We start from the raw sequence: 20,609 nt of genomic DNA, 5'->3' as shown, positions 1-20,609 counted from the left end.
CCGCTGGAAAGAACATGAGCATCTATATCTATACCAACGGGAGCATCTACAGCCCCGCCGACCCCTACGCCACAGCGCTCCTCACCGAAAACGGTACCGTAACCTGGATAGGCTCAGATGCGGGAGCTCGCTCCATCACGGACGAACGCATGCGAGCTATCGATCTAAACGGCAAACTCATCACGCCCACCTTCGCACGTGCCTTCGCACCCATAAACAACTACAGCGAAAAAACGCTCTACGAGTACTTCCTCAGAACACATACCCAGGGATACCATACCCACACACTCGCAGGAACAATACGAGACATCTCGACCCTACGCGCATCACTCGACACGTTTTATACAACACACGCAACAGCCCCAGACGTACGATTCTTCATAATCCCAGAGCCACAAGCGACCTCCGCATCATACGCTGAGCTCGTCACCACAGCCCAAGACCTGCTCAATAAATCATCTATAGCACTCACTGGATTTCACGCCACAAATCTAGACCACCTACCTACTATGGCCTCCGAAGCAGCAGAACATGGTCTTGTACTCTCCATCAACACCCAAGATAGTTTCACTAATGCCTTTAGCTATGCGCTAGCCGTTAGGGAACAGCATCCTTGGCTTAACATCCGGCTTGATATGGTTCATAGAGTTGTCGATGATCGGTGCCTTCAAGATCTCACAGATGCACGGATTAGCCTTGGCATCCAAGCAGCCTTTGATGCTGAGACCGCAAAGTTAGCCCGCCGGGCGAATGCAGCTGGTACCGCGTTCGCGCTGGGGTCAGACTCGTCTCTTGTTGAAGTGCCTCTTGGATGGGAGCTCATCTCAGCCCTTATAAAACCGGCATATGGCATTTCAGCACGCAGTGGTTTCGCCGCACTTACACGAGGAGTCTACCGTCTAGCCCACGACGAGAACCCCTTTGCGGGTCAAATACTCCCTGATACACCAGCGAATATAGCACTCTGGAACGTCACTGAACTTATGGTGCAAACCCCGGATTCTCGCGTAGCCTCGTGGAGTACTGATCCCCGTGCTCGTATTCCACTTTTACCGGTTCTTGCTTCAGATGTGCCGTTGCCTGTATTAGATCGCATGTACACTAGGGGAGGGGAATAGTACGTTTCCTAGCTCGTAAAAGTTACCTGAAAATATGCCGTGCATCTGCAGAATACGCCCTTACGCCGTATTTCGCCGGTTATACTAGTAAACCTAGACCCTACCTTCACTCTAACAAAGGAAAACAAGGGAATTATTATGCGTGTACTGACCGTTATTCCGACGTATAACGAGAAGGAAAACTTACCCGTTGTTGTTGAACGTCTTCGTAAGGCAGCACCCGACGTCGATATTCTAGTTGTTGACGACAATAGCCCTGACGGTACAGGTCAGATTGCGGATGCTATGGCTGAGCAAGATTCACAGATTCACGTTCTTCACCGCACTGTGAAAGACGGTCTTGGTGGAGCTTATCTTGCGGGGTTTGATTGGGGTCTCAATGAGGGATATGAAGTCCTTATCGAGATGGACGCTGATTGTTCTCACCAGCCCGAGCAGTTGCCATCGCTAGTACATGCTGTTGAGGCTGGGGCAGATTTAGCTATTGGCTCCCGTTATGTACCCGGCGGAAAAACAGAAAACTGGCCCATTCAACGCCAAATTCTTTCTCGCGGAGCAAATATTTATACGCGGGTTGTTCTGGGGACTGCAATCAAAGACATCACAGCAGGTTTCCGCGCATATAGGCGTGAAGCACTACAACGTTTGAATCTTGAAGGCATTGAATCTAAGGGCTATGTCTTTCAGGTAGACCTCGCTTGGCGTTCTGAGCAAGCAGGGCTCAAAATTGTTGAGGTTCCTATTACCTTTGTTGAGCGTGAGGTCGGAGCATCAAAGATGACCGGAAATATAATTTTTGATTCTATGCGTAAAGTGACGACTTGGGGCGTTTCTAACCGCGTCAATAAGCTCAAAAAGAAGCTAGGCAAATAACTAAACTTCACATAAAATAAGTGCCCGAACTACCCTTGGATAGTTCGGGCACTTTTGTATAGTGTCACTCTGTATTCGTGTTGTATTCCTGTATCGCTGTACGCGCCAGACCATGAAGAATCGCTTCGAGCCCTAAGCTAAATGCGCTCTCTGCTGGAGTCTGCGAGCTACGCTGCATCGCTGTATATGCGTCTTGTAAATATGGATACTCATCTGCTGAAGCCGCAGGGTTAAAGATAGATTCGGGGGCGTGGGCATCTACTGCGGATCCCAGCAGGAATGCCTCTAAAGATTCAATAACATTTAAAGTTTTATATTCTGGACACCCAAAAGCTCTTAACGTCTGAACGAGGACGTCATACATATGTAACGTCTGAGGGGCCCGATCGATCGGGGTCAATGCGAGCGCTGTTACCAAATCGGTGCTCTCACTGAACGCGTCTCGATAAGACTTCCCCCACAGACTCAAAGATTCAGTCCAGAGTTCTAGCTTTTCGGTGGGGGATAGGTGTTGCTCGTTAAGAATTTTAGTCGCTCGTATCAGGGGCTCCAGCGTAATGTCATTGATGACCGCATCGCTTATAGCTCCCAGTACTTCGTCACGAGACTGAAAGTGATTGTATAAGGAAGAGGGTGCGACGCCTAGTTTCTGAGCAAGTGCGCTCATAGTGAAATTTCCTTGATCGGCCAAAAGTCTACGTGCTGACCGCACAATTTTGGATGCGCTTAACACTGTTGAAGAGGGACGTCCAGCGCGTCGCATGGGGGAAGAGATCACGATAAATCCTTTACTATTTCTTTGCTTTCGGCGTGTGCTGCCGTCCCGTCTGTGAGCAGTTATAAAACATACCATCAGAAATTTTACGCTTCATAAATGCCCCTAGATTTGTAATTTCTGTGTTCTGGGATACACTAAAACGAACACAATTCGTTTTGTGATTCTTTGAGCGAAAGGGTTTAACCATGACGACCAAGAACGAAACTACGAATGAATTGACCCGCGATGTCGTAATTATCGGCGCAGGTCCTTCCGGACTCACTGCAGCATACCGACTGCAGCAAGCAGGACATACCGTTGCAGTCCTTGAAGCACGTGAACGTGTAGGCGGGCGCACATGGAACAACCATATTGACGGCGCATTCCTTGAAATCGGCGGACAATGGATTTCCCCCGATCAGACTGTTCTCACCGAACTCGTTGAAGAGCTCGGACTTAAGACCTTCTCTCGTTACCGCGAAGGTGAGAATCTCTATCGCGACCCTGACGGTACCATGCACCGGTACAACGGAGACATGTTTCCTGCCAACGAGCACACTCAACGAGAAATGGAACGACTCATCGGAATTTTAGATGAGCTTGCGGCAGAGATCGGGGCCGAGAAACCTTGGGCGCACCCCAAGGCACGCGAACTCGATACAATTAGCTTTCACCATTGGCTCCGCGAACAATCCAACGATGAAGAAGCATGCAACAATATTGGGCTCTTCATTGCTGGTGGCATGCTCACTAAGCCGGCTCACGCATTCTCAGCTTTACAGGCAGTACTTATGGCTGCATCTGCAGGATCGTTCTCTAACCTTGTCGATGAAGATTTTATTCTCGACAAACGTGTTCTGGGTGGCATGCAGTCCGTCTCCTTAGCCCTCGCAGAAAAAGTGGGACAAGAGAATATAATTCTCGAACACCCGGTCCGCGTTCTACGTTGGCAAGAAGACGGAGAATACCCCGTACTTGCTGAAGCTGAAGCCTTCTCCGAAGATGGAGAGGCCTCACCTGAAAAAAACATCATTGTTCGAGCAAAGTACGCTGTTGTTGCGGTTCCTCCGAACCTATATTCACGTATCCATTTTGTGCCGCCGCTAGATCGCCGACAGCATCAAATGCATCAGCACCAGTCCCTTGGTTTGGTTATCAAGGTGCATGCTGTTTACCCCACACCGTTCTGGCGGGACAAGGGTCTCTCAGGAACCTGTTTTGCCGCTAACAACCTGGTACAAGAGATTTACGACAACACTAACTACGACCCAGCAACTGGAGAAGAAGAAGCTCGCGGCACTCTAGTAGGGTTCGTCTCCGACGAAGCAGCGGATGAAATGTTCACCATCAGCGCCGAGGAACGCAAAGAACGCATCCTAGACTCCATGGCGCAAATGCTCGGAGAAGAAACAAAAAATCCCGTGGTGTACTACGAATCAGATTGGGGTGCCGAAGAATGGACTCGTGGCGCATACGCAGCCAGCTATGATCTTGGCGGACTGCATCGCTACGGCGCAGACCAAGAAACCCCAGTAGGACCAATCTACTGGTCATGCTCAGACATTGCTGCCGAAGGCTACCAGCATGTCGATGGTGCTATACGCATGGGAGAAAAAACAGCAAAACTGCTAGCCGCAAAACTCAAATAAGATCATTCGCATCGTAACGCACACACGGGCAGCTTTACTGGGTGAACCAAAGAATGACACACCCAGTAAAGCTCCCCAAAATACGGATGGGAAACATGAAATACGTCGTAGGATATTCGCCTGATGCACGGGGTCGTTCAGCTCTCCAACTAGGAGTCGTACTAGCTCGCTCCCTGGGTGCAGAACTTGATGTAGTATATGTCATTAAACCGCAAAGTCCTCGCCTTGCAGCGCCACGATCCAACTTCGAAGACTTACTCCAAAAGCAAGCCGTTCAATGGCTTGAAGAAGCACAACATTACGTGCCCGCCCAAGTAATCGCCCGCTTCCACCTGCGACGCGCCGATTCCGCAGTCAGCGGCCTACTAGAACTAGCTGACGCCATAGACGCCGGACTCATTATAGTGGGCGGCGGTAACACCGGAAATTGGCTTTGGCACTCACTAGGGGCGGTTGGGAACGCTCTTCTACACCGTTCACGTATTCCCGTCGCTCTAGCACCACGTAAATACAGCGCTTCACACACGATCAAACAGTTCGACTGCGCCGTATCCCCAGACATCGACTCCATAAACCTTGTCGAAGAAGCCATAGCCACCCAAAACCGAACAGGCATACCAGTACGCCTAGTCTCACTCTACGAAGAAGGAAAAGACCTAGACGATACAACCTATCGCAGCATCATCCAAGACCTCGTAGACCAATCCGCAGTCAAACCAATAAACCCGCAACAGCTAAGCATCGCCGTAGGCGCAGGAACTACCATCGTAGAAGCGGTCGATTCTGTGCACTGGAATGAAGACTCCGTGCTAATGGCCGGATCCTCCAAACTAGCCCAACGCGGAGAACTCTTCCTAAGCTCAACAACCGCAAAAATCATGACCAAACTTCCTATTCCCCTCGTCGTAGTACCACGCGACTACCACCCTGGACGCAAAGGCTCCCAGCAGCAGCCGTGGACAGGCTCAATCCCCATCATCAAGCAATAGCACAGCTCCTCACGTGATATACACCGCCGTACTATCACCCCAAGGAAAGGAAACCAATGGAACAACATCTTCAAGAACTCATTAACAAAATACCCACTGGGCTACTCATCGGCGACACTTGGCGTGAAGGATCCGCAGGGGAGACGTTCGATGTCCTCAACCCAGCGACCGAAGAAAAGCTCACGACCTTAGCATCAGCAACACCTGAAGACGCAATAGCAGCCCTAGACGCAGCATGCCAGGTTCAAGACCAATGGGCACACACGCCGCCGCGTGAACGTGCAGAAATACTACGACGGGCATACGACCTCATCACCGATCGCTCCGAAGAATTCGCCACCCTCATGACCCTCGAAATGGGAAAACCCCTCGCAGAATCACGAGGAGAAGTAGTCTACGGAGCCGAATTCTTACGATGGTTCTCCGAAGAAACCGTACGCGACTACGGACGCTACCAGCCCACGCCCGAAGGTAAAAACCAAATACTGGTAAAGCATAAACCCGTAGGGCCATGCCTCCTCATCACCCCATGGAACTTCCCACTAGCCATGGCAACACGCAAAGCCGGAGCTGCAATAGCAGCAGGATGCACAATGATCCTCAAACCTGCACGGCTCACACCCCTAACCGCACAATACTTCGCACAAACCATGCTCGATGCGGGGCTACCAGCAGGAGTACTCAACGTAGTTGCATCAGCAACTGCATCAGCCGTCTCAGATCCTCTCCTTGCAGACTCACGCCTGCGCAAACTCTCATTCACCGGCTCCACCCCCGTTGGCAAAGCCCTTCTAAAATCAGCCGCGCAAAATGTTCTACGCACCTCCATGGAACTCGGCGGAAACGCCCCCTTCATCGTCTTCGAAGACGCAAATATCGACGAAGCCGTTGAAGGCGCCATGGGAGCAAAAATGCGCAACATGGGCGAAGCCTGCACCGCCGCAAACCGATTCCTAGTCCACGAATCCCGTGCCGAAGAATTTTCCACCAAACTAGCGACAAAAATCGCAAATCTCAAAACCGGCAACGGTCTAAACCCAGACACCACCTGTGGCCCCCTCATAGAACAAAAAGCAGTAGATTCCATCCACGAACTTGTACAAGACGCTCTCGACCGAGGTGCCCAAGCTCTGGTCGGCGGTTATCCCCAAAACGGTCCCGGATACTTCTACCAACCCACAGTCCTCATCAACGTTCCTCACGATGCACGCGTCATCCAAGAAGAAATCTTTGGACCCGTAGCACCCATCATCACCTTTTCTACCGAAGAAGAAGCAATCCAACTCGCCAACAACACAGAATACGGGCTAGCATCCTACGTCTACACAACAGATACATCCCGCGCCCTGCGAACACTAGACCGCCTAGAAGTCGGCATGACAGGCCTCAACATCGGCATCATGTCAAACGCTGCAGCCCCATTCGGAGGCGTTAAACACTCCGGACTAGGACGGGAAGGAGCCGCCGAAGGCATCGCCGAATACACCTACACACAATACATCGGCATCAAAGACCCATACGCCAGCTAAACCACCCAAAAACCATCCAAGATACGCACAACACAACAATTTCTCGAAGGGTTCGTTTTACCTTTCCACAAGGAAAAACGAGCACACACAAACTTACAAACCTACGTAAGTCCAACCCCAAAGGAGAACGTTATGAAGCGCTTGAAGAATTTCATCAACGGCAAGTTCGTCGATTCCACCTCTGATGAGGTACTCGACATCGTATACCCCGTAACCGGCGAAGTCATAGCACAAGCACCAATATCCACTGACGACGACGTCAACACCGCCATGCATGCGGCTCAAGACGCATTCAAAACGTGGAAACATACGACCCCTTCAGATCGCCAGCTACTTCTCCTCAAACTCGCAGACGCGCTCGAAGAAAACGTCGACGTACTCGTTGAAGCCCAACACCGCAACACCGGACAGCCCCGAGAACTCATCCGTGACGAAGAAGTCCTCGTCGGCGCCAACCAGCTACGCTTCTTCGCAGGGGCAGCACGCACCCTAGAAGGAAAAGCAGCAACCGAATACATGGAAGGACATACCTCATACGTACGGCGCGAACCCATCGGCGTCGTCGCCCAAGTAACCCCCTGGAACTATCCCCTCATGATGGCATTATGGAAGTTGGGTCCCGCGCTCGCTGCCGGGAATACTGTAGTTCTCAAGCCATCTGACACCACACCAGAATCCACCCTCGAGTTGGCAAGGCTTATAGGGGAAATATACCCTGCCGGTGTTGTCAACGTTGTGCTGGGGACCGGTGAAACTGGTGAAGCTATGGTAGGGCACCCGGCCCCTGCCATGGTTTCTATTACCGGATCAGTACGCGCAGGTCAGGCAGTTGCTACCGGCGCTGCAGCTGGTCTGAAACGTTCTCATTTAGAGCTTGGCGGTAAAGCGCCAGCAGTTGTTTTTGCAGACGCGGATTTGCCTCGTACTGCGCGCATGCTCGCAGATTTCGGTTATTTCAATGCTGGTCAGGATTGTACGGCAGTCACTCGCGTACTCGTTCAAGACAGCGTTTACGACAAGTTCCGAGATCTGCTGGTAGCTGCTGCAAAAGACACAGCTACTGGGCACGAAGACGATTCAAAGAACTTCTACGGTCCGTTGAACAACATCAATCACTTTAAGACCGTCATGAATAAGCTCAACAGCCTCCCTGGACACGTTACAGTTGAAACCGGTGGCAAACAGTGCGGCACCCGTGGCTTTTTTGTGGAACCTACGGTGCTGAGCGGAGTCAATCAAGACGATGCTGTTGTCCAAGAAGAGACCTTCGGACCAGTTCTTACGCTCCAAAAATTTACTACAGAGGCGGAAGCAGTTGAGCTCGCTAACGATGTAAATTATGCGTTGGCGTCATCAGTTTGGACATCAAATCATAGTACTGCTATGCGAGTTTCTCGCGATCTTGATTTCGGAGCGGTTTGGATTAATACGCACGTACTTCTGACTGCTGAAATGCCTCATGGTGGATTCAAATACTCGGGTTACGGTAAGGATCTTTCCTTGTATTCCGTTGAAGAATACACACGTGTTAAACACGTCATGAGTGATTTGAGCGCATAAAGAACAGCTTCTCCAAGCTCAATTCGGCAAAAAAGAGCTCCTGCGTCATCACACGTTAGAGAAGAGCTTGTGGAGCGGTACAGCTCTGTTGTCTAGGTGCTGTACCGCCTCTTCACAATTCACATATTATCCATGTAGCTTATGCTACGTTTTCCTTTGAAAGGTAGTCTCATGGTAGAGATGCATCGTCTTCCTCAAGAGATAAAACTTACCGGAGAGTTCCCCGGTCCCTCATCACGTGCTCTTGCGCATCGTCGCTCACAAGCTGTTCCTGCATCTGTCGCTTCTGGGCTCCCAGTTTACGCGGCTGATGCAGACGGTGGCGTCATTATTGATGTTGATGGTAACTCGTTGGCTGATTTGGGAGCAGGTATCGCAGTCACAACTGTTGGTGCATCAGCTCCCAAGGTGGTACAAGCAGTTCAAGAATCGGTCACACACTTCACCCACACCTGTTTTATGGTTACTCCTTATGAGGGGTATATCGCAGTTTCTGAAAAACTAAACGAGCTAATACCCGGACGCTTTGAGAAACGCTCAGTACTTTTCAACTCTGGTGCGGAGGCAGTTGAAAATGCTGTAAAAATTGCTCGTGCAGCTACCGGTCGCAATGCCGTAGTTGTTTTTGATCATGCCTACCATGGGCGAACCAATTTAACAATGGCGTTGACTGCAAAAGTAGCACCATATAAGAAAGGCTTCGGTCCTTTTGCTCCTGAGATCTATCGTGCTCCTATGAGCTACCCTTACCGGGACGATCAGAGCATGGATGGTAAAGAGGCAGCTCAACGCACCATCAACATGATCGAGAAGCAAATTGGTTCAGAATATGTAGCCGCGATTCTCATCGAGCCTATCCAGGGTGAAGGAGGGTTCATTGTTCCCGCCGATGGTTTCTTACCAACGCTGGTTGCATGGGCACGCGAAAAAGGTATCGTCTTTATCGCTGATGAAGTACAAACTGGTTTCTGCCGCACTGGCAAATGGTTTGCGAGTGAGTACGAGGGCATTGAACCCGATTTGGTCACCACTGCTAAGGGCATTGCTGGTGGTATGCCGCTTTCAGCCGTCACTGGTCGGGCAGAGCTTTTTGATAAAGTTCAACCAGGAGGATTAGGCGGAACATATGGTGGTAATCCTGTATCTTGTGCGGCTGCTCTTGCAGCTATTGAAACTATGCAGGATCTTGATTTGAACGCACGAGCTCTGCATATTGAGAAACTGGTGACAGCAGCGTTAGCCCCGCTTGTTGATGAGCTAGACATTGTAGGGGATTTCCGCGGACGCGGTGCTATGCTCGCACTGGAGTTCGTAGCAGACTCTATCTCTAAAGCCCCGCATCCCACGGCGGCTAAGGATATCGCGGCTTACTGTCAGCAACGAGGAGTACTCATTCTTACTTGTGGTACTTACGGCAACATTATTCGTCTGCTTCCTCCGCTTACTATCAGTGATGAGCTCCTAAAACAGTCAATGAATATTCTTATCGAAGGTATTCGAAGCGTTTCATAATTTTTGGAGGCTTACAGGACCCCGGTCATATCTCATATAACGATCGGGGCTCTTGTCACAGCTAATCCTATTCCACACATGCGCCAGTTATTTACCTATAGCTATTATGCGCACACCTTGTAGACAAAAATTCAGGTGATTTTACTACTGTTCTAGATCAATTAGACTAAATCGCATATTGAGCAGGTCGCTATAAGCACACACCGTCTGGCGACGACACTCCGATAGAGGGAGAGCACCTTGTCTCAGAATAATCAACCCCACAAGTTACATAAAGGTCAGAGTCTAGCCAAAGATTCTGCATCAAATAACCCCCACGGTGCTATTGATACAAGCGCCGCTAACAAAAAGGGATTATCTTCCGGATCTGTATCTCTTTTTGGCTCCATTATTATTGGTATCTCTGTGGTAGCACCCGCATACTCATTATCGGGGGCTCTGGGTCCTGTAGGAGCTGTAGCGGGGGAGCACATGCCCGCGATCTTTCTCGTTGGGTTTATCCCTATGCTATTGGTAGCTATTGGCTACCGAGAGCTTAACGCTGCTATGCCGGATGCGGGAACAACATTCACTTGGACAACCAAAGCATTTGGTCCGTGGGTTGGTTGGCTCGGAGGCTGGGCACTATTAGCAGCTACCATCTTGGTTCTCTCAAACCTCGCAGGTATAGCTGTGGATTTCTTTTACCTGGCTTTGTCTCAGGTTTTTTCTAACCCAGATCTAGCGACGCTTTCAAGTAATACCTTTATCAATATCGGCACATTCTTAGCCTTGATGGGTTTCGGGTGTTACATCACATACCGCGGGCTGGATGCGACTCAGAAAATCCAAACTGTTTTCATTATTTTCCAGCTTGTCGTACTCGCTATTTTTGCCGGTGTCGCTCTCTATAAAGCTGTCACAAATACTGGGTTTGCTAACCTTGTTCCGACTCTTGAATGGTTTAACCCCTTCGGAATCGAGTCATTCTCTGCTTTCTCTTCCGGCATATCTCTTGTCTTCTTCATATATTGGGGTTGGGACGCTGTCCTCACTATGAATGAAGAAACAGAAGGCGAGCATACAACTAGCGGTCACGCAGCTGTTGGCACTATCCTCACAGTAGTTCTACTGTACCTGTTAATCTCTGTGGGGACTTTGGCATTTGCGGGTACGTCCTCAGAAGGTCTGGGTCTAGGAAACTCTGATAACCAGGAGAATATTTTTGCTGTTCTTTCGGGACCTGTACTAGGTTCTCTCGGAATTATTATGTCTTTCGCAGTTCTTATTTCGGCCTTAGCCTCTTTACAATCCACGGCAGTTTCACCAGCTCGAACATTGCTAGCCATGGGATATTACAAGGCACTCGGGCCTAAGTTTGCGAGTATTAGCCCAAAGTACCAATCACCTAGTTATGCGACCATCGCTTCCTGTCTGATTGCTACCTTGTTCTACGTTCTTATGCGTTTTATTTCAACCTCTGTGCTTTGGGATACCATCTCCGCTTTGAGTTTGATGGTCTGTTTATACTACGGCGTGACGGCATTTGCTTGTGTATGGTATTTTCGAAAGGTGGCCTTCTCATCAGGCTTTAAATCATTTGTGAACAAGTTTTTGTTTCCCCTTTTGGGAGGCATTATGCTTCTTGTTTTCTTCATTCAGACGACTTATGATTCCATGGATCCCCATCATGGCTCGGGGTCTGAAATTGGGGGAGTCGGGCTAGTTTTCTGCTTAAGTGTCGCGATTCTTCTCTTAGGAATTTGCGTTATGGTGTATCAACGTTACCTCCGTCCTGCCTTCTTCAAAGGCGAAGTCCCGATGGAGGTAGAGCATATGATTGACTAGTTATTTCTCATGTGCACAAGTGCACAAGAAGGGGAGAGGAGCCTCTAAAAGGGTTCCTCTCCCTTATGCATTATGAAAGTATCCTACAGTGCATAATGAGAACGGTAGTATTTCAACCGATCTTCTAGAGTCTTCTCTAACTCTTCAACGCTACGTCGTTCCATTAGCATGTCCCAGTGTGTACGAGCTGGCTTATCATCGTCATTCTGGGCGTCACTCTCGCCGTTGACAAGATATGCTTCTTTGCCAGTTTTAGCAACCCAGACCTGTGGAATTTCAGCTTCAGCAGCAAAGGTCACAAATACGCGGTCACCATCAGTGGTTCGGTACTCTACACGTTGACGGGGTGCAGGCTGTACATTGGACTCGGTTTCCATAGATTGAGTTCCAAGACGCATACCACGCAGGCTACGATCGCTCACAATTCCTCCAGACTCCAGAAAGGGTTTCCGCAGATACTCAGCGGCTGCATAACGTTGGGCGGGGGAGAGCTATTCCCTCGAACGTCTAAAACATCCATTATATCGAGAATATTCTCCGCCGCCCAACTATTAGAGACAGCTATTCGCGAAGTCAAGCTAAACTATCTTAACTATTGAAGCCATATCCTTGAGATGGGTTCTCAAAAGTATCAGGCTTTGTATACGCTGCTTTTGTCGATCCATCGTTAATGTCCGATACCGGCAAATTGCCGAATGCGTTACCAAGACCTCGTAGAGCATCGCCAAGTTCTGTGGGGATAAACCAGAGTTTATTAGCTTGGCCGTCAGCAAGTTTGGGCAAGGTTTGCAGATACTGATAGGTGAGTAGCTGTTGGCTCGGGTTAGATTGATGGATGGCTTCGAATACCTTATGAACAGCTTTAGCTTCACCGTCAGCTCGAAGGATTGCAGATTGAGCGTCACCTTCAGCTCGAAGAATTTGAGCCTGTTTTTCAGCTTCCGCGCGAAGGATAGCAGCCCTAGATTCACCTTCAGCCGTCAGAATATCTGACTGCTTCTGACCTTCGGCCGTCAGAATGGCAGCACGACGATCACGCTCTGCACGCATCTGCTTCTCCATTGAGTCCTGGATAGAGTGTGGAGGCTGAATTTCTTTAATATCGACACGAGATACTCGTAGTCCCCAACGGCCGGTTGTAGCATCAAGAACTCCGCGCAATTCCGCGTTGATTTGATCGCGAGAGGTCAAGGTCTGCTCAAGGTTTAGACCACCGACTACGTTACGGAGGGTCGCACTAGTGAGCTCGTCAACAGCACGAATATAGTTCGTAATTTCATAGGTTGCATCCTTGGGGCTTGTTACCTGAAAGTAAACAACGGTATCGATCCCAACCACAAGGTTATCTTCGGTAATCACGGACTGCGAGGGGAACGAGACAACCTGCTCACGGACATCAATTAGAGGCAGCACGCGGTCAATAATCGGTACCACCATATGTAAACCGGGTTCTAGCACGGTTCGGAACTTACCAAGACGCTCAACGATTCCTGCTCGACCTTGAGGAATCACCCGGATGGTTTTAGCCAACAAGATAAGAACAAAAATGAAGAGAATCACAAGAAGAATAATTGGGACCATATCTTCATTACCTACTTTCTTTTTCGGTGATTAATAACAAAATTTAGGGGCGTATATGGAACATTTTATTCAGCTTCAGGGGTAATAGCTGATCCTTCTGGCAAAGTTGATACATGCGGGTACACAAACGCTGTAGCGCCGTTAATAGTTTCGACCTGGGCGTAGGAACCGGAGGGGATAGGAGCTCCTGAAGTACGTGCTGTCCAAATTTCGCCTTCAAGACGCACTAAACCAGATTCAGCAGTGACATCCTCTGTCACAAGAACAGTTTTACCCCTAAGGGCTTTGGCATTTGTAACGGTATTTCCGGCAGAGCGATTGAGGCGTTTCAGAAGAGGCGGACGTAGAATAAGCACAAAAAGGATGCACAAAACCGCGAAAACTATTCCTCGAGCGAAGAAATGTTCGATCAATGGTGAAATAGCCGATGTGATGAGGGCAGATAGGGAAAGCATCAAGAAAAAGAGATCTAGAGACAGCATCTCAATTATCGCAAAGAGCAAAGCTAGCATCAGCCAAAATGTCCATGGGCTGTCAAAGAGCCAATCCATATTTTCCTCCTCATCGTAGGCACAATAATCCAACGCAATAGAGCGCCCAAGCTATACAAACATTATTCCATGAGGTGCATCACCAATCAAAGAGTTTACTCACACAAACTCACAACACTACAAATAGCCGATAATATACATTATGTAAAGTAGAATCAGAAAACCACACCCCAGCCACTCAACCTTCCGTGCAATTGAACCGGATTAGCTGCCAGTGCGCCCTCGTAAAGACGGTTTCACCCCAGCAGCTTCTTTCTCCTCAATGTCCAGTAAAGCTATAGATACACCAACCTCTTCTATTTACATGAATAGGCGCTTTACGGACTCGGCGTTTCTACCGCCAGGTGGCTAAACTCTACCCAAGCGTTCAAAACTTGAGCTGCTGCCCCAGTATCAATAGATTGGCGTGCATCCACCAAGGCTTCTGTGTACCGTTCCTCAAAACTCCTGCCGTCGTTTTTTCGGTAAGCTATCAGACCGGCCGCCGCATTAATAAGAACTGCATTGCGAATTGCATGCAACGAGTCTTTTGCCGACTCGCCCTCCCCAGCTAATACTGCGCGAAACACACTGGCGTTATACTCAGCGTCTCCCCCTCGCAGGCTATCTAATGAAGAACGCTCAATCCCATAGCCTTCGGGATTAAAGACATATTTCTGAAGAGTACCCCCACTTGCTTCCCAGATCTGGGAAGTTGTAGCAATTGTCAATTCATCAAGCCCATCATCCCCCCGGAATACAAGGGCATGGTCACCTCGATTCGCGAAAACCCAAGCCATCTTTTCTACCATCTGCGGATTAGCTACCCCAATTGCAGATGATGACACTCGCGCAGGGTTTGTCATGGGTCCTAGGTAGTTAAAAGCCGTTGGTATACCTAACATTTTTCGAGTCGGCCCTACGAACCGCATGGAGGGATGAAAAGTCATTGCAAATAGAAAGGTGATCCCTACCTGCCGAGCGCACGCGGCAACAGACTTAATCGGCATATCTAGCTGAATACCTAGCGCCTCCAAGACATCTGCCGACCCTGATTTAGAGGTTGACGCCCGGTTACCATGTTTAACAACTGTCGCACCTGTACCAGCAATAACCAAGGCTGCCATGGTGGATATATTGACGGTATTCTGCTGATCTCCGCCAGTGCCTACAATATCAACCGCGTGTACGTCAAGATCAATAGTTTCAGCTTTTGCAAGCATTCCTCGCGCAAGGGCGCCTAACTCTTCAGAGGTCTCCCCCTTCATGTGGAGCGATGTCAGGAAGGAAGCGAGTATAGGTTCAGGCGTTGAACCAGTCATAATTTCATCCATAGCCCAGTCCACATGGCGAGAACCGAGATCCTGCCCAGAGATGAGCTGATTCAAAATGTATTTCCAGGTTGATGACTCATGTGCAGTTATATCCATACTCCCGATTTTAACCTTCCTGCAGGATTCATCTGCTGCCAGCGCATAGGGTGCCACAGCTTTGAGGCTTCTCTCCCCCACGAACTTACCAAAACATTACACATAGAGCGTGTCGCACAAATCTCGTAAAAACCGCTAGTTTACAGGGAACTCTAAGGATTTTCCCAACACATCGCAAGATTTAAGAGGTTATGTATTCGCTCTTCGCAAGTTTTAGCGACATAATGTCTATGTGACAACTGTAACCAATAACCCCAGCAGGCCGGCACATCCGGCTCTTAACCGACCCAACACGGTCGCCATTGGTACCGTCGTGTGGTTGGCATCAGAGCTGATGTTCTTTGCCGGGCTTTTTGCTATGTACTTCACCCTTAAGGCATCACGTCCTGACATTTGGGCTGATAATGTACATATCCTTAACGTTCCCTTCGCTTTTATCAACACAATCGTTCTTGTGCTGAGTTCTGTGACATGCCAGATGGGCGTATTTGCCGCAGAACAGCTCAAACCACGCCGCTCCGGTTCTTTGCTGAATATTAAGGCATGGGGTATGGCTGAATGGTTTGTGTTGACTTTCATCATGGGCGCAATCTTCGTCTGTGGCCAGGCTTATGAGTACGCAACCTTGGTTTCAGAAGGCGTAACCATTGCATCTAGCGCTTACGGATCCGCTTTCTACATCACAACAGGGTTCCATGCGTTACACGTGACAGCTGGTCTAGTAGCTTTCCTCCTGATCATTGGTCGCGCATTTGTCGCTAAGCGATTTGGTCATTACGAAGCCACTAGTGCAATCGTTGTCTCGTACTACTGGCACTTTGTAGATGTCGTGTGGCTCGCTCTATTTGCCGTGGTGTACTTCGTCAAATAACAGTCCAACACTCTCGCCCCGTCCGTATCCATTTTTACTAGCACACACAAGGAACAAAAGACGTGAAGGCACTTTCACAGAAGCGGCGTCACCCGCTTGCAGCTATTGTGTTGCTTGCGTTGGCTCTCATCCTTACTGGTGGTCTCTACACAGTTGCCACTGCCACCAATCAGGCCAAGGCCGAGTCAAGCCATGCATACACTCAAGATGACGTAAACGCTGGTCAGAAACTCTTCCAAGCCAACTGTGCAACCTGCCATGGAATGAACGCTGAAGGCACCGCTGATGGTCCTTCGCTCATCGGTGTTGGGGCAGCCGCAGTTGATTTTCAGGTTGGTACCGGCCGCATGCCTATGCAGATGCAAGGTACACAGGCTCAAGTCAAACCTGGTGAGTTCAACGAGGAACAGACGAAGCAGCTCTCTGCATATGTTGCTTCGCTGGGCGCCGGTCCTGCAATACCTGAAGCAGAGAATCTAGATACCACCAAAGGCGATGCCGCAAATGGTGCCCGTGTCTTCCTAGCCAACTGCGCAATGTGTCATAACGCGGCTGGTGCGGGTGGTGCTCTTACCCGAGGGAAGTTTGCTCCTTCTCTCATGGGTGTTAGCGAACAACATATCTATGAAGCCATGGAAACTGGACCTCAAAATATGCCTGTTTTCAACGACGCAAACCTTACCCCGCAAGAGAAGCGTGATGTTATCACCTATTTGAAAGCACAGGAAAAAAATGTTTCCCCTGGTGGTCTTAAGCTAGGCTCTCTAGGTCCTGTCGCTGAAGGTCTGTTGATTTGGAGCGTCGGTCTAGGGATCGTGCTTATCTTTGTTATTTGGCTGACCTCTCGCTCAGCATAAATACGCACATACTATTCGTATCGGAAAAGATTTGAGGCAACACATGGGAAACCATCGTGACGGTCAAGACGCTCAGAGCGTTACCGTAGTTACCTCTTCAGAGGATTCAAAGGAGCAGTTTCAGAATCCTGGGCTGCCTCCACATCGTCCACGTCTGACAGATGTGGATTCGAAGCGTGCTAAAGGTGCTGAGCGCCAAGTTATTCTACTCTTTGTACTATCAATGCTCGGCTCTTTGTTATTCTGGGTCGCGTATTTCGGTATATCAGTTGAAGGTAACTTCTTTGATGTAAACAATACGGAGCCTACCAGTAAACTGCAGCTGCAGAACCTCTTGCTTGGTTTAGGTATAGCATTCGCTATGTTCGGCATTGGTATTGGAGTTGTTCATTGGGCACGTACGCTTATGCCTGACCATGAACTCGTTGAGGAGCGGCACGATTTACGTCCTGAAGAGGATCGCGCCGAGGCAGAAGAAATCATCGAAACTATTATTGATGAGTCAGGTATTAAACGCCGTCCTCTCCTGCGCAATACTCTCATTGGCTCAGTTATTCTGGCTCCGTTAACTTTTATTACGTTCCTGCGCGATCTGGGGCCGAATGATCCTGCCGTTCTTAAACACACGATGTGGGATCAGGGTGTCCGTCTTGTACGCGACCCTTCTGGGACTCCGATTAAAGCTTCTGACGTTACGATCGGATCCGCTTATCACGTTCTGCCGGAGACCATCACATCCCTCAGCCATGAAAATGGCTACCTAGAGGAAAAAGCTAAAGCAGTTGTCTTGTTGATGCGTCTTGACCCCAATGAGATGAAGATTTCGGAAGAACGCAAAAACTGGCACGTTGACGGTATAGTCGCTTATTCGAAGGTCTGTACACACGTTGGATGTCCCATCGCGCTGTACGAGCAGCGAACGCACCATCTGCTGTGCCCGTGCCATCAGTCTACTTTTGATGCGGCAGATGAATGCAAGGTTGTATTCGGTCCTGCAGGTCACGCACTCCCACAGTTGCCGATTACAGTCGATGATAATGGTTATCTTGTGGCTCAGAGTGACTTCCATGAGCCAGTTGGTCCCGCGTATTGGGAACGCGGTCAGCACGTCGAAGAAATGCGTGCAGAGCGTGAGAAGGAGGCGAAATAAGTAATGTCTACAACAACTGGCTACGAGTACAAACCTAAAAGCAACGCTGGGCGTATCGCGAATTTTGTTGATACGCGTGTTGGCATGTCTGGGGTTGTTAAAGAATTTGGCCGAAAAATCTTTCCAGATCACTGGTCCTTTATGTTCGGTGAGGTGGCTCTATACAGCTTTGTAGTGCTCCTTATTTCAGGAACTTTTTTAACATTCTGGTTTAACCCATCAACCGCTGCAGTTACCTATGACGGTTCATATGTACCCATGAAGGGTACAGAAATGTCTGTTGCGTTTGCGTCTACTTTAGATATCTCTTTTGATATTCGCGGGGGCCTGTTGATCCGTCAGATTCACCACTGGGCGGCTCTCATGTTTATGTTGGCCATCTGTATCCACATGCTCCGTGTCTTCTTTACAGGGGCTTTCCGCCGTCCACGTGAGCTGAACTGGGTTGTAGGTTGCGTCCTCTTTGTCACGGGCATTATGGCGGGCTTTACTGGGTACTCCCTCCCCGATGATGTGCTCTCTGGTAACGGTTTGCGAATTGTCGATGGCATTATGGTCGCAATTCCGCTTGTAGGTACATACCTCTCGCTTTTCTTCTTCGGAGGCGAGTTCCCAGGTGAACACATTATTAGCCGCCTATACAGCCTGCATATCATGATCATTCCGGCAGTTCTGTTGTTGTGCGTTGGACTGCATATGTTCATGGTTGTCCTGCATAAACACACCCAATATCCAGCGCCCGGTCGTACCAACAATAACGTTGTTGGTTTTCCTGTAGGCCCGGTTTATGCTGCAAAAGCAGGCGGTTTCTTCTTCATAGTTTTCGGTATCATCGCTTTCTTAGCTTCCACCTTCACTATTAACGCAATATGGAACTATGGCCCCTACGATCCATCTCCAGTTCAAGCAGGTACTCAGCCTGACTGGTACGTAGGCTTTGGTGACGGTGCATTACGTCTATGGCCTGGTGTTTGGCCATGGTCATGGGAATGGCAGTTCGGTGGAACATGGGTTCTGAATGTCCTACTGCCTTTTGCACTCGCAGGTGTCTTGATGGGATTCTTATTCACGTGGCCTTGGATCGAACGTTGGGTCACCAAAGATAATCGGGTTCATAATATTCTTGATCGCCCGCGTAACGCTCCATTCCGTACAGGCGCCGGTGTTGCAGGTATCATCTACTACTCAGTTTTGATGATCGCAGCATCTTCTGATTTGATCGCAACGCATTTCCACGTCTCGCTAAATGATGTAGCTTATGTATTGCGTGCGCTCTTCTTCCTTGGACCCATCCTTGGTTTCGAGATTACCCGAAGGATCTGCCTCTCCTTACAGCGTAAAGATCGTGAGCTAGTGCTTCATGGCATCGAAACTGGTCAAGTGGTGCAACTCCCCCATGGTGAGTTTATTGAGGTGCACAAGCCTCTTGACGAGTATCGTCGGTACAAGCTAGTTAGTTTCGATTCACCAGATGTAATACCTGCACGCCCCAATGCTAAGGGGAAGGTTACAATGCTTGAGAAAGCACGAGGCACCTTATCGAAGTTGTTCTTTACTGATCGTGTTCTTCCTGTAACTCCTACTGAGCTAGAAGAAGCTCATCATGAACATAATGAAGCTCAAAGGATTGAGGGCGCTTCCTCTGATAGCCCCGAGATTAAGGGCTAAAGTTACAACTTCATAAGTTTACTTGAGGGTTGGTTCCACAAAACTGTGGGACCAACCCTCAACGTTTGTATCGTATGTATCTCTTCCAGCAATGTTGCTGCTGACCCAATATCATATCCATCTTCTAAGCCAGGAGTCCAGACTTTCTCATGAAAAATTCTCATAAGCAGCATGGCCCTATTCCTGAAACTAAGAATTATAAATCTTTGCTTACTTATCAGCGATCGCTATATACCTGATGCCATAATGGAATAACTTCATGCGTACTAAGCACATACCCCGTCACAAACTATCATGCCGCTGGCTCTTAGAGGCAGGAAGGAGCCTCGCGGATTAACAGATAAAAGTAGCAACAACCTAGGTTTGAGGTTGAGACTCCAGAATTCTTGCAGAGAGAGCACTTCTGCGAGCATATTAATGCCGTCTTTTCTTTCGAGCCGAGCGTACTGATAAGCGAAGCTGCCTCTGCAAAAACTATTATCGTGCGATGGGCACGATTATATGGGCGGTTACTCTCCCAAGATTCATCCGATCAATATTGGTGCGTCTCTGCTGCTTTGATGATCCCCAGATAAGCTGCCAATACAGACAATTAATCCAACTAGCTTTTTCTTACCTCCCATATCTGGGGCAGATAGAACTTTATTCGAGAATCTCTGGAATACAGTAAAAGGTGGGGTTACATCATCCATATGGATGATGTAACCC

At 49.0% G+C, this 20,609-nt stretch carries 18 protein-coding genes; 12 read left to right on the top strand and 6 right to left on the bottom strand.

The window, feature by feature from the left end; all coding sequences use genetic code 11:
• Positions 1-14 precede the first annotated feature (14 nt).
• Together HMPREF2625_RS08490 and HMPREF2625_RS08485 are read left to right on the top strand one after the other, a co-directional pair.
• The gene (locus HMPREF2625_RS08490; protein WP_070523929.1) at positions 15-1,118 is read left to right on the top strand and encodes an amidohydrolase; all 1,104 of its coding nucleotides are present in this window, start codon (positions 15-17) and stop codon (positions 1,116-1,118) included.
• Between the two features lie 138 nt (positions 1,119-1,256).
• Positions 1,257-1,991: a polyprenol monophosphomannose synthase gene (locus HMPREF2625_RS08485; RefSeq protein WP_041322097.1), complete on the top strand. Its 735-nt coding sequence runs from the start codon at positions 1,257-1,259 to the stop codon at positions 1,989-1,991.
• A gap of 64 nt (positions 1,992-2,055) precedes the next feature.
• Here the strand turns inward: HMPREF2625_RS08485 and HMPREF2625_RS08480 are convergent, their stop codons facing one another.
• Positions 2,056-2,754 (bottom strand): TetR/AcrR family transcriptional regulator, encoded by a 699-nt coding sequence (locus tag HMPREF2625_RS08480; RefSeq protein ID WP_256387841.1) that lies wholly within the window; start codon positions 2,752-2,754, stop codon positions 2,056-2,058.
• 200 nt (positions 2,755-2,954) lie between these two features.
• Here HMPREF2625_RS08480 and HMPREF2625_RS08475 point away from each other — a divergent pair, with 200 nt between their 5' ends.
• The 6 genes from HMPREF2625_RS08475 to HMPREF2625_RS08450 all read left to right on the top strand — a co-directional run bounded on the left by HMPREF2625_RS08475 (position 2,955) and on the right by HMPREF2625_RS08450 (position 11,814).
• Positions 2,955-4,397, top strand: coding sequence for a flavin monoamine oxidase family protein (locus HMPREF2625_RS08475; RefSeq protein ID WP_070523925.1), 1,443 nt, complete (start codon positions 2,955-2,957; stop codon positions 4,395-4,397).
• A gap of 95 nt (positions 4,398-4,492) precedes the next feature.
• Positions 4,493-5,386 carry a universal stress protein gene (locus HMPREF2625_RS08470; protein ID WP_238382326.1) on the top strand — a complete coding sequence of 298 codons (894 nt, stop codon included), beginning with the start codon at positions 4,493-4,495 and terminating at the stop codon, positions 5,384-5,386.
• Positions 5,387-5,442: 56 nt separating this feature from the next.
• Positions 5,443-6,915: an NAD-dependent succinate-semialdehyde dehydrogenase gene (locus HMPREF2625_RS08465; RefSeq protein WP_070523923.1), complete on the top strand. Its 1,473-nt coding sequence runs from the start codon at positions 5,443-5,445 to the stop codon at positions 6,913-6,915.
• Positions 6,916-7,047: 132 nt separating this feature from the next.
• On the top strand, positions 7,048-8,475 hold the full coding sequence (locus tag HMPREF2625_RS08460) for a gamma-aminobutyraldehyde dehydrogenase (protein ID WP_070523920.1): 1,428 nt from the start codon (positions 7,048-7,050) through the stop codon (positions 8,473-8,475).
• Positions 8,476-8,616: 141 nt separating this feature from the next.
• Positions 8,617-9,987 (top strand): 4-aminobutyrate--2-oxoglutarate transaminase, encoded by a 1,371-nt coding sequence (gabT, locus tag HMPREF2625_RS08455; protein WP_070523918.1) that lies wholly within the window; start codon positions 8,617-8,619, stop codon positions 9,985-9,987.
• Positions 9,988-10,227: 240 nt separating this feature from the next.
• Positions 10,228-11,814, top strand: a complete 1,587-nt coding sequence (locus tag HMPREF2625_RS08450; protein WP_070523916.1) for an APC family permease — start codon at positions 10,228-10,230, stop codon at positions 11,812-11,814.
• Between the two features lie 83 nt (positions 11,815-11,897).
• On the opposite strand, the gene HMPREF2625_RS08445 is transcribed toward HMPREF2625_RS08450, so the two are convergent.
• The 4 genes from HMPREF2625_RS08445 to trpD form a co-directional block, all read right to left on the bottom strand.
• Positions 11,898-12,236, bottom strand: a complete 339-nt coding sequence (locus tag HMPREF2625_RS08445) for an RNA polymerase-binding protein RbpA (protein WP_070523914.1) — start codon at positions 12,234-12,236, stop codon at positions 11,898-11,900.
• Positions 12,237-12,402: 166 nt separating this feature from the next.
• Positions 12,403-13,395: an SPFH domain-containing protein gene (locus tag HMPREF2625_RS08440; protein WP_070523912.1), complete on the bottom strand. Its 993-nt coding sequence runs from the start codon at positions 13,393-13,395 to the stop codon at positions 12,403-12,405.
• Between the two features lie 65 nt (positions 13,396-13,460).
• The gene (locus HMPREF2625_RS08435) at positions 13,461-13,946 is read right to left on the bottom strand and encodes an NfeD family protein (RefSeq protein ID WP_070523910.1); all 486 of its coding nucleotides are present in this window, start codon (positions 13,944-13,946) and stop codon (positions 13,461-13,463) included.
• A 317-nt stretch (positions 13,947-14,263) separates the two neighbouring features.
• Positions 14,264-15,355 (bottom strand): anthranilate phosphoribosyltransferase, encoded by a 1,092-nt coding sequence (trpD, locus tag HMPREF2625_RS08430; RefSeq protein WP_210394406.1) that lies wholly within the window; start codon positions 15,353-15,355, stop codon positions 14,264-14,266.
• A gap of 232 nt (positions 15,356-15,587) precedes the next feature.
• Between trpD and HMPREF2625_RS08425 the strand changes: the two genes are divergently transcribed.
• The 4 genes from HMPREF2625_RS08425 to HMPREF2625_RS08410 all read left to right on the top strand — a co-directional run bounded on the left by HMPREF2625_RS08425 (position 15,588) and on the right by HMPREF2625_RS08410 (position 19,901).
• Positions 15,588-16,226, top strand: coding sequence for an aa3-type cytochrome oxidase subunit III (locus HMPREF2625_RS08425; protein ID WP_004004662.1), 639 nt, complete (start codon positions 15,588-15,590; stop codon positions 16,224-16,226).
• Positions 16,227-16,288: 62 nt separating this feature from the next.
• Entirely contained in the window at positions 16,289-17,083 is a 795-nt protein-coding gene (locus HMPREF2625_RS08420; RefSeq protein ID WP_004004661.1) for a cytochrome bc1 complex diheme cytochrome c subunit, read from the top strand.
• A 43-nt stretch (positions 17,084-17,126) separates the two neighbouring features.
• Complete coding sequence (locus HMPREF2625_RS08415) at positions 17,127-18,233, top strand: cytochrome bc1 complex Rieske iron-sulfur subunit (protein WP_004004660.1); 1,107 nt, start codon at positions 17,127-17,129, stop codon at positions 18,231-18,233.
• 3 nt (positions 18,234-18,236) lie between these two features.
• On the top strand, positions 18,237-19,901 hold the full coding sequence (locus tag HMPREF2625_RS08410; RefSeq protein WP_070523908.1) for a cytochrome bc1 complex cytochrome b subunit: 1,665 nt from the start codon (positions 18,237-18,239) through the stop codon (positions 19,899-19,901).
• Between the two features lie 524 nt (positions 19,902-20,425).
• On the opposite strand, the gene HMPREF2625_RS10960 is transcribed toward HMPREF2625_RS08410, so the two are convergent.
• On the bottom strand, positions 20,426-20,609 hold a 184-nt coding region (locus HMPREF2625_RS10960; protein ID WP_210394404.1), incomplete at its 5' end, for a hypothetical protein.

Origin of the sequence: Rothia sp. HMSC064D08 (assembly GCF_001809525.1) — a bacterium.
Classification (GTDB): domain Bacteria; phylum Actinomycetota; class Actinomycetes; order Actinomycetales; family Micrococcaceae; genus Rothia; species Rothia dentocariosa.
This window is presented reverse-complemented; position numbering and strand designations above follow the sequence as displayed.

What these genes read in the sequence shown, in the direction of transcription:
- HMPREF2625_RS08490 (WP_070523929.1), top strand. Translation starts at nt 15, where the DNA reads ATGAGCATCTATATCTATACCAACGGGAGCATCTACAGCCCCGCCGAC.
- HMPREF2625_RS08485 (WP_041322097.1), top strand. Translation starts at nt 1,257, where the DNA reads ATGCGTGTACTGACCGTTATTCCGACGTATAACGAGAAGGAAAACTTA.
- HMPREF2625_RS08480 (WP_256387841.1), bottom strand. Translation starts at nt 2,754, where the DNA reads ATGCGACGCGCTGGACGTCCCTCTTCAACAGTGTTAAGCGCATCCAAA.
- HMPREF2625_RS08475 (WP_070523925.1), top strand. Translation starts at nt 2,955, where the DNA reads ATGACGACCAAGAACGAAACTACGAATGAATTGACCCGCGATGTCGTA.
- HMPREF2625_RS08470 (WP_238382326.1), top strand. Translation starts at nt 4,493, where the DNA reads ATGAAATACGTCGTAGGATATTCGCCTGATGCACGGGGTCGTTCAGCT.
- HMPREF2625_RS08465 (WP_070523923.1), top strand. Translation starts at nt 5,443, where the DNA reads ATGGAACAACATCTTCAAGAACTCATTAACAAAATACCCACTGGGCTA.
- HMPREF2625_RS08460 (WP_070523920.1), top strand. Translation starts at nt 7,048, where the DNA reads ATGAAGCGCTTGAAGAATTTCATCAACGGCAAGTTCGTCGATTCCACC.
- gabT (WP_070523918.1), top strand. Translation starts at nt 8,617, where the DNA reads ATGCTACGTTTTCCTTTGAAAGGTAGTCTCATGGTAGAGATGCATCGT.
- HMPREF2625_RS08440 (WP_070523912.1), bottom strand. Translation starts at nt 13,395, where the DNA reads ATGGTCCCAATTATTCTTCTTGTGATTCTCTTCATTTTTGTTCTTATC.
- HMPREF2625_RS08435 (WP_070523910.1), bottom strand. Translation starts at nt 13,946, where the DNA reads ATGGATTGGCTCTTTGACAGCCCATGGACATTTTGGCTGATGCTAGCT.
- trpD (WP_210394406.1), bottom strand. Translation starts at nt 15,355, where the DNA reads ATGGATATAACTGCACATGAGTCATCAACCTGGAAATACATTTTGAAT.
- HMPREF2625_RS08415 (WP_004004660.1), top strand. Translation starts at nt 17,127, where the DNA reads ATGGGAAACCATCGTGACGGTCAAGACGCTCAGAGCGTTACCGTAGTT.
- HMPREF2625_RS08410 (WP_070523908.1), top strand. Translation starts at nt 18,237, where the DNA reads ATGTCTACAACAACTGGCTACGAGTACAAACCTAAAAGCAACGCTGGG.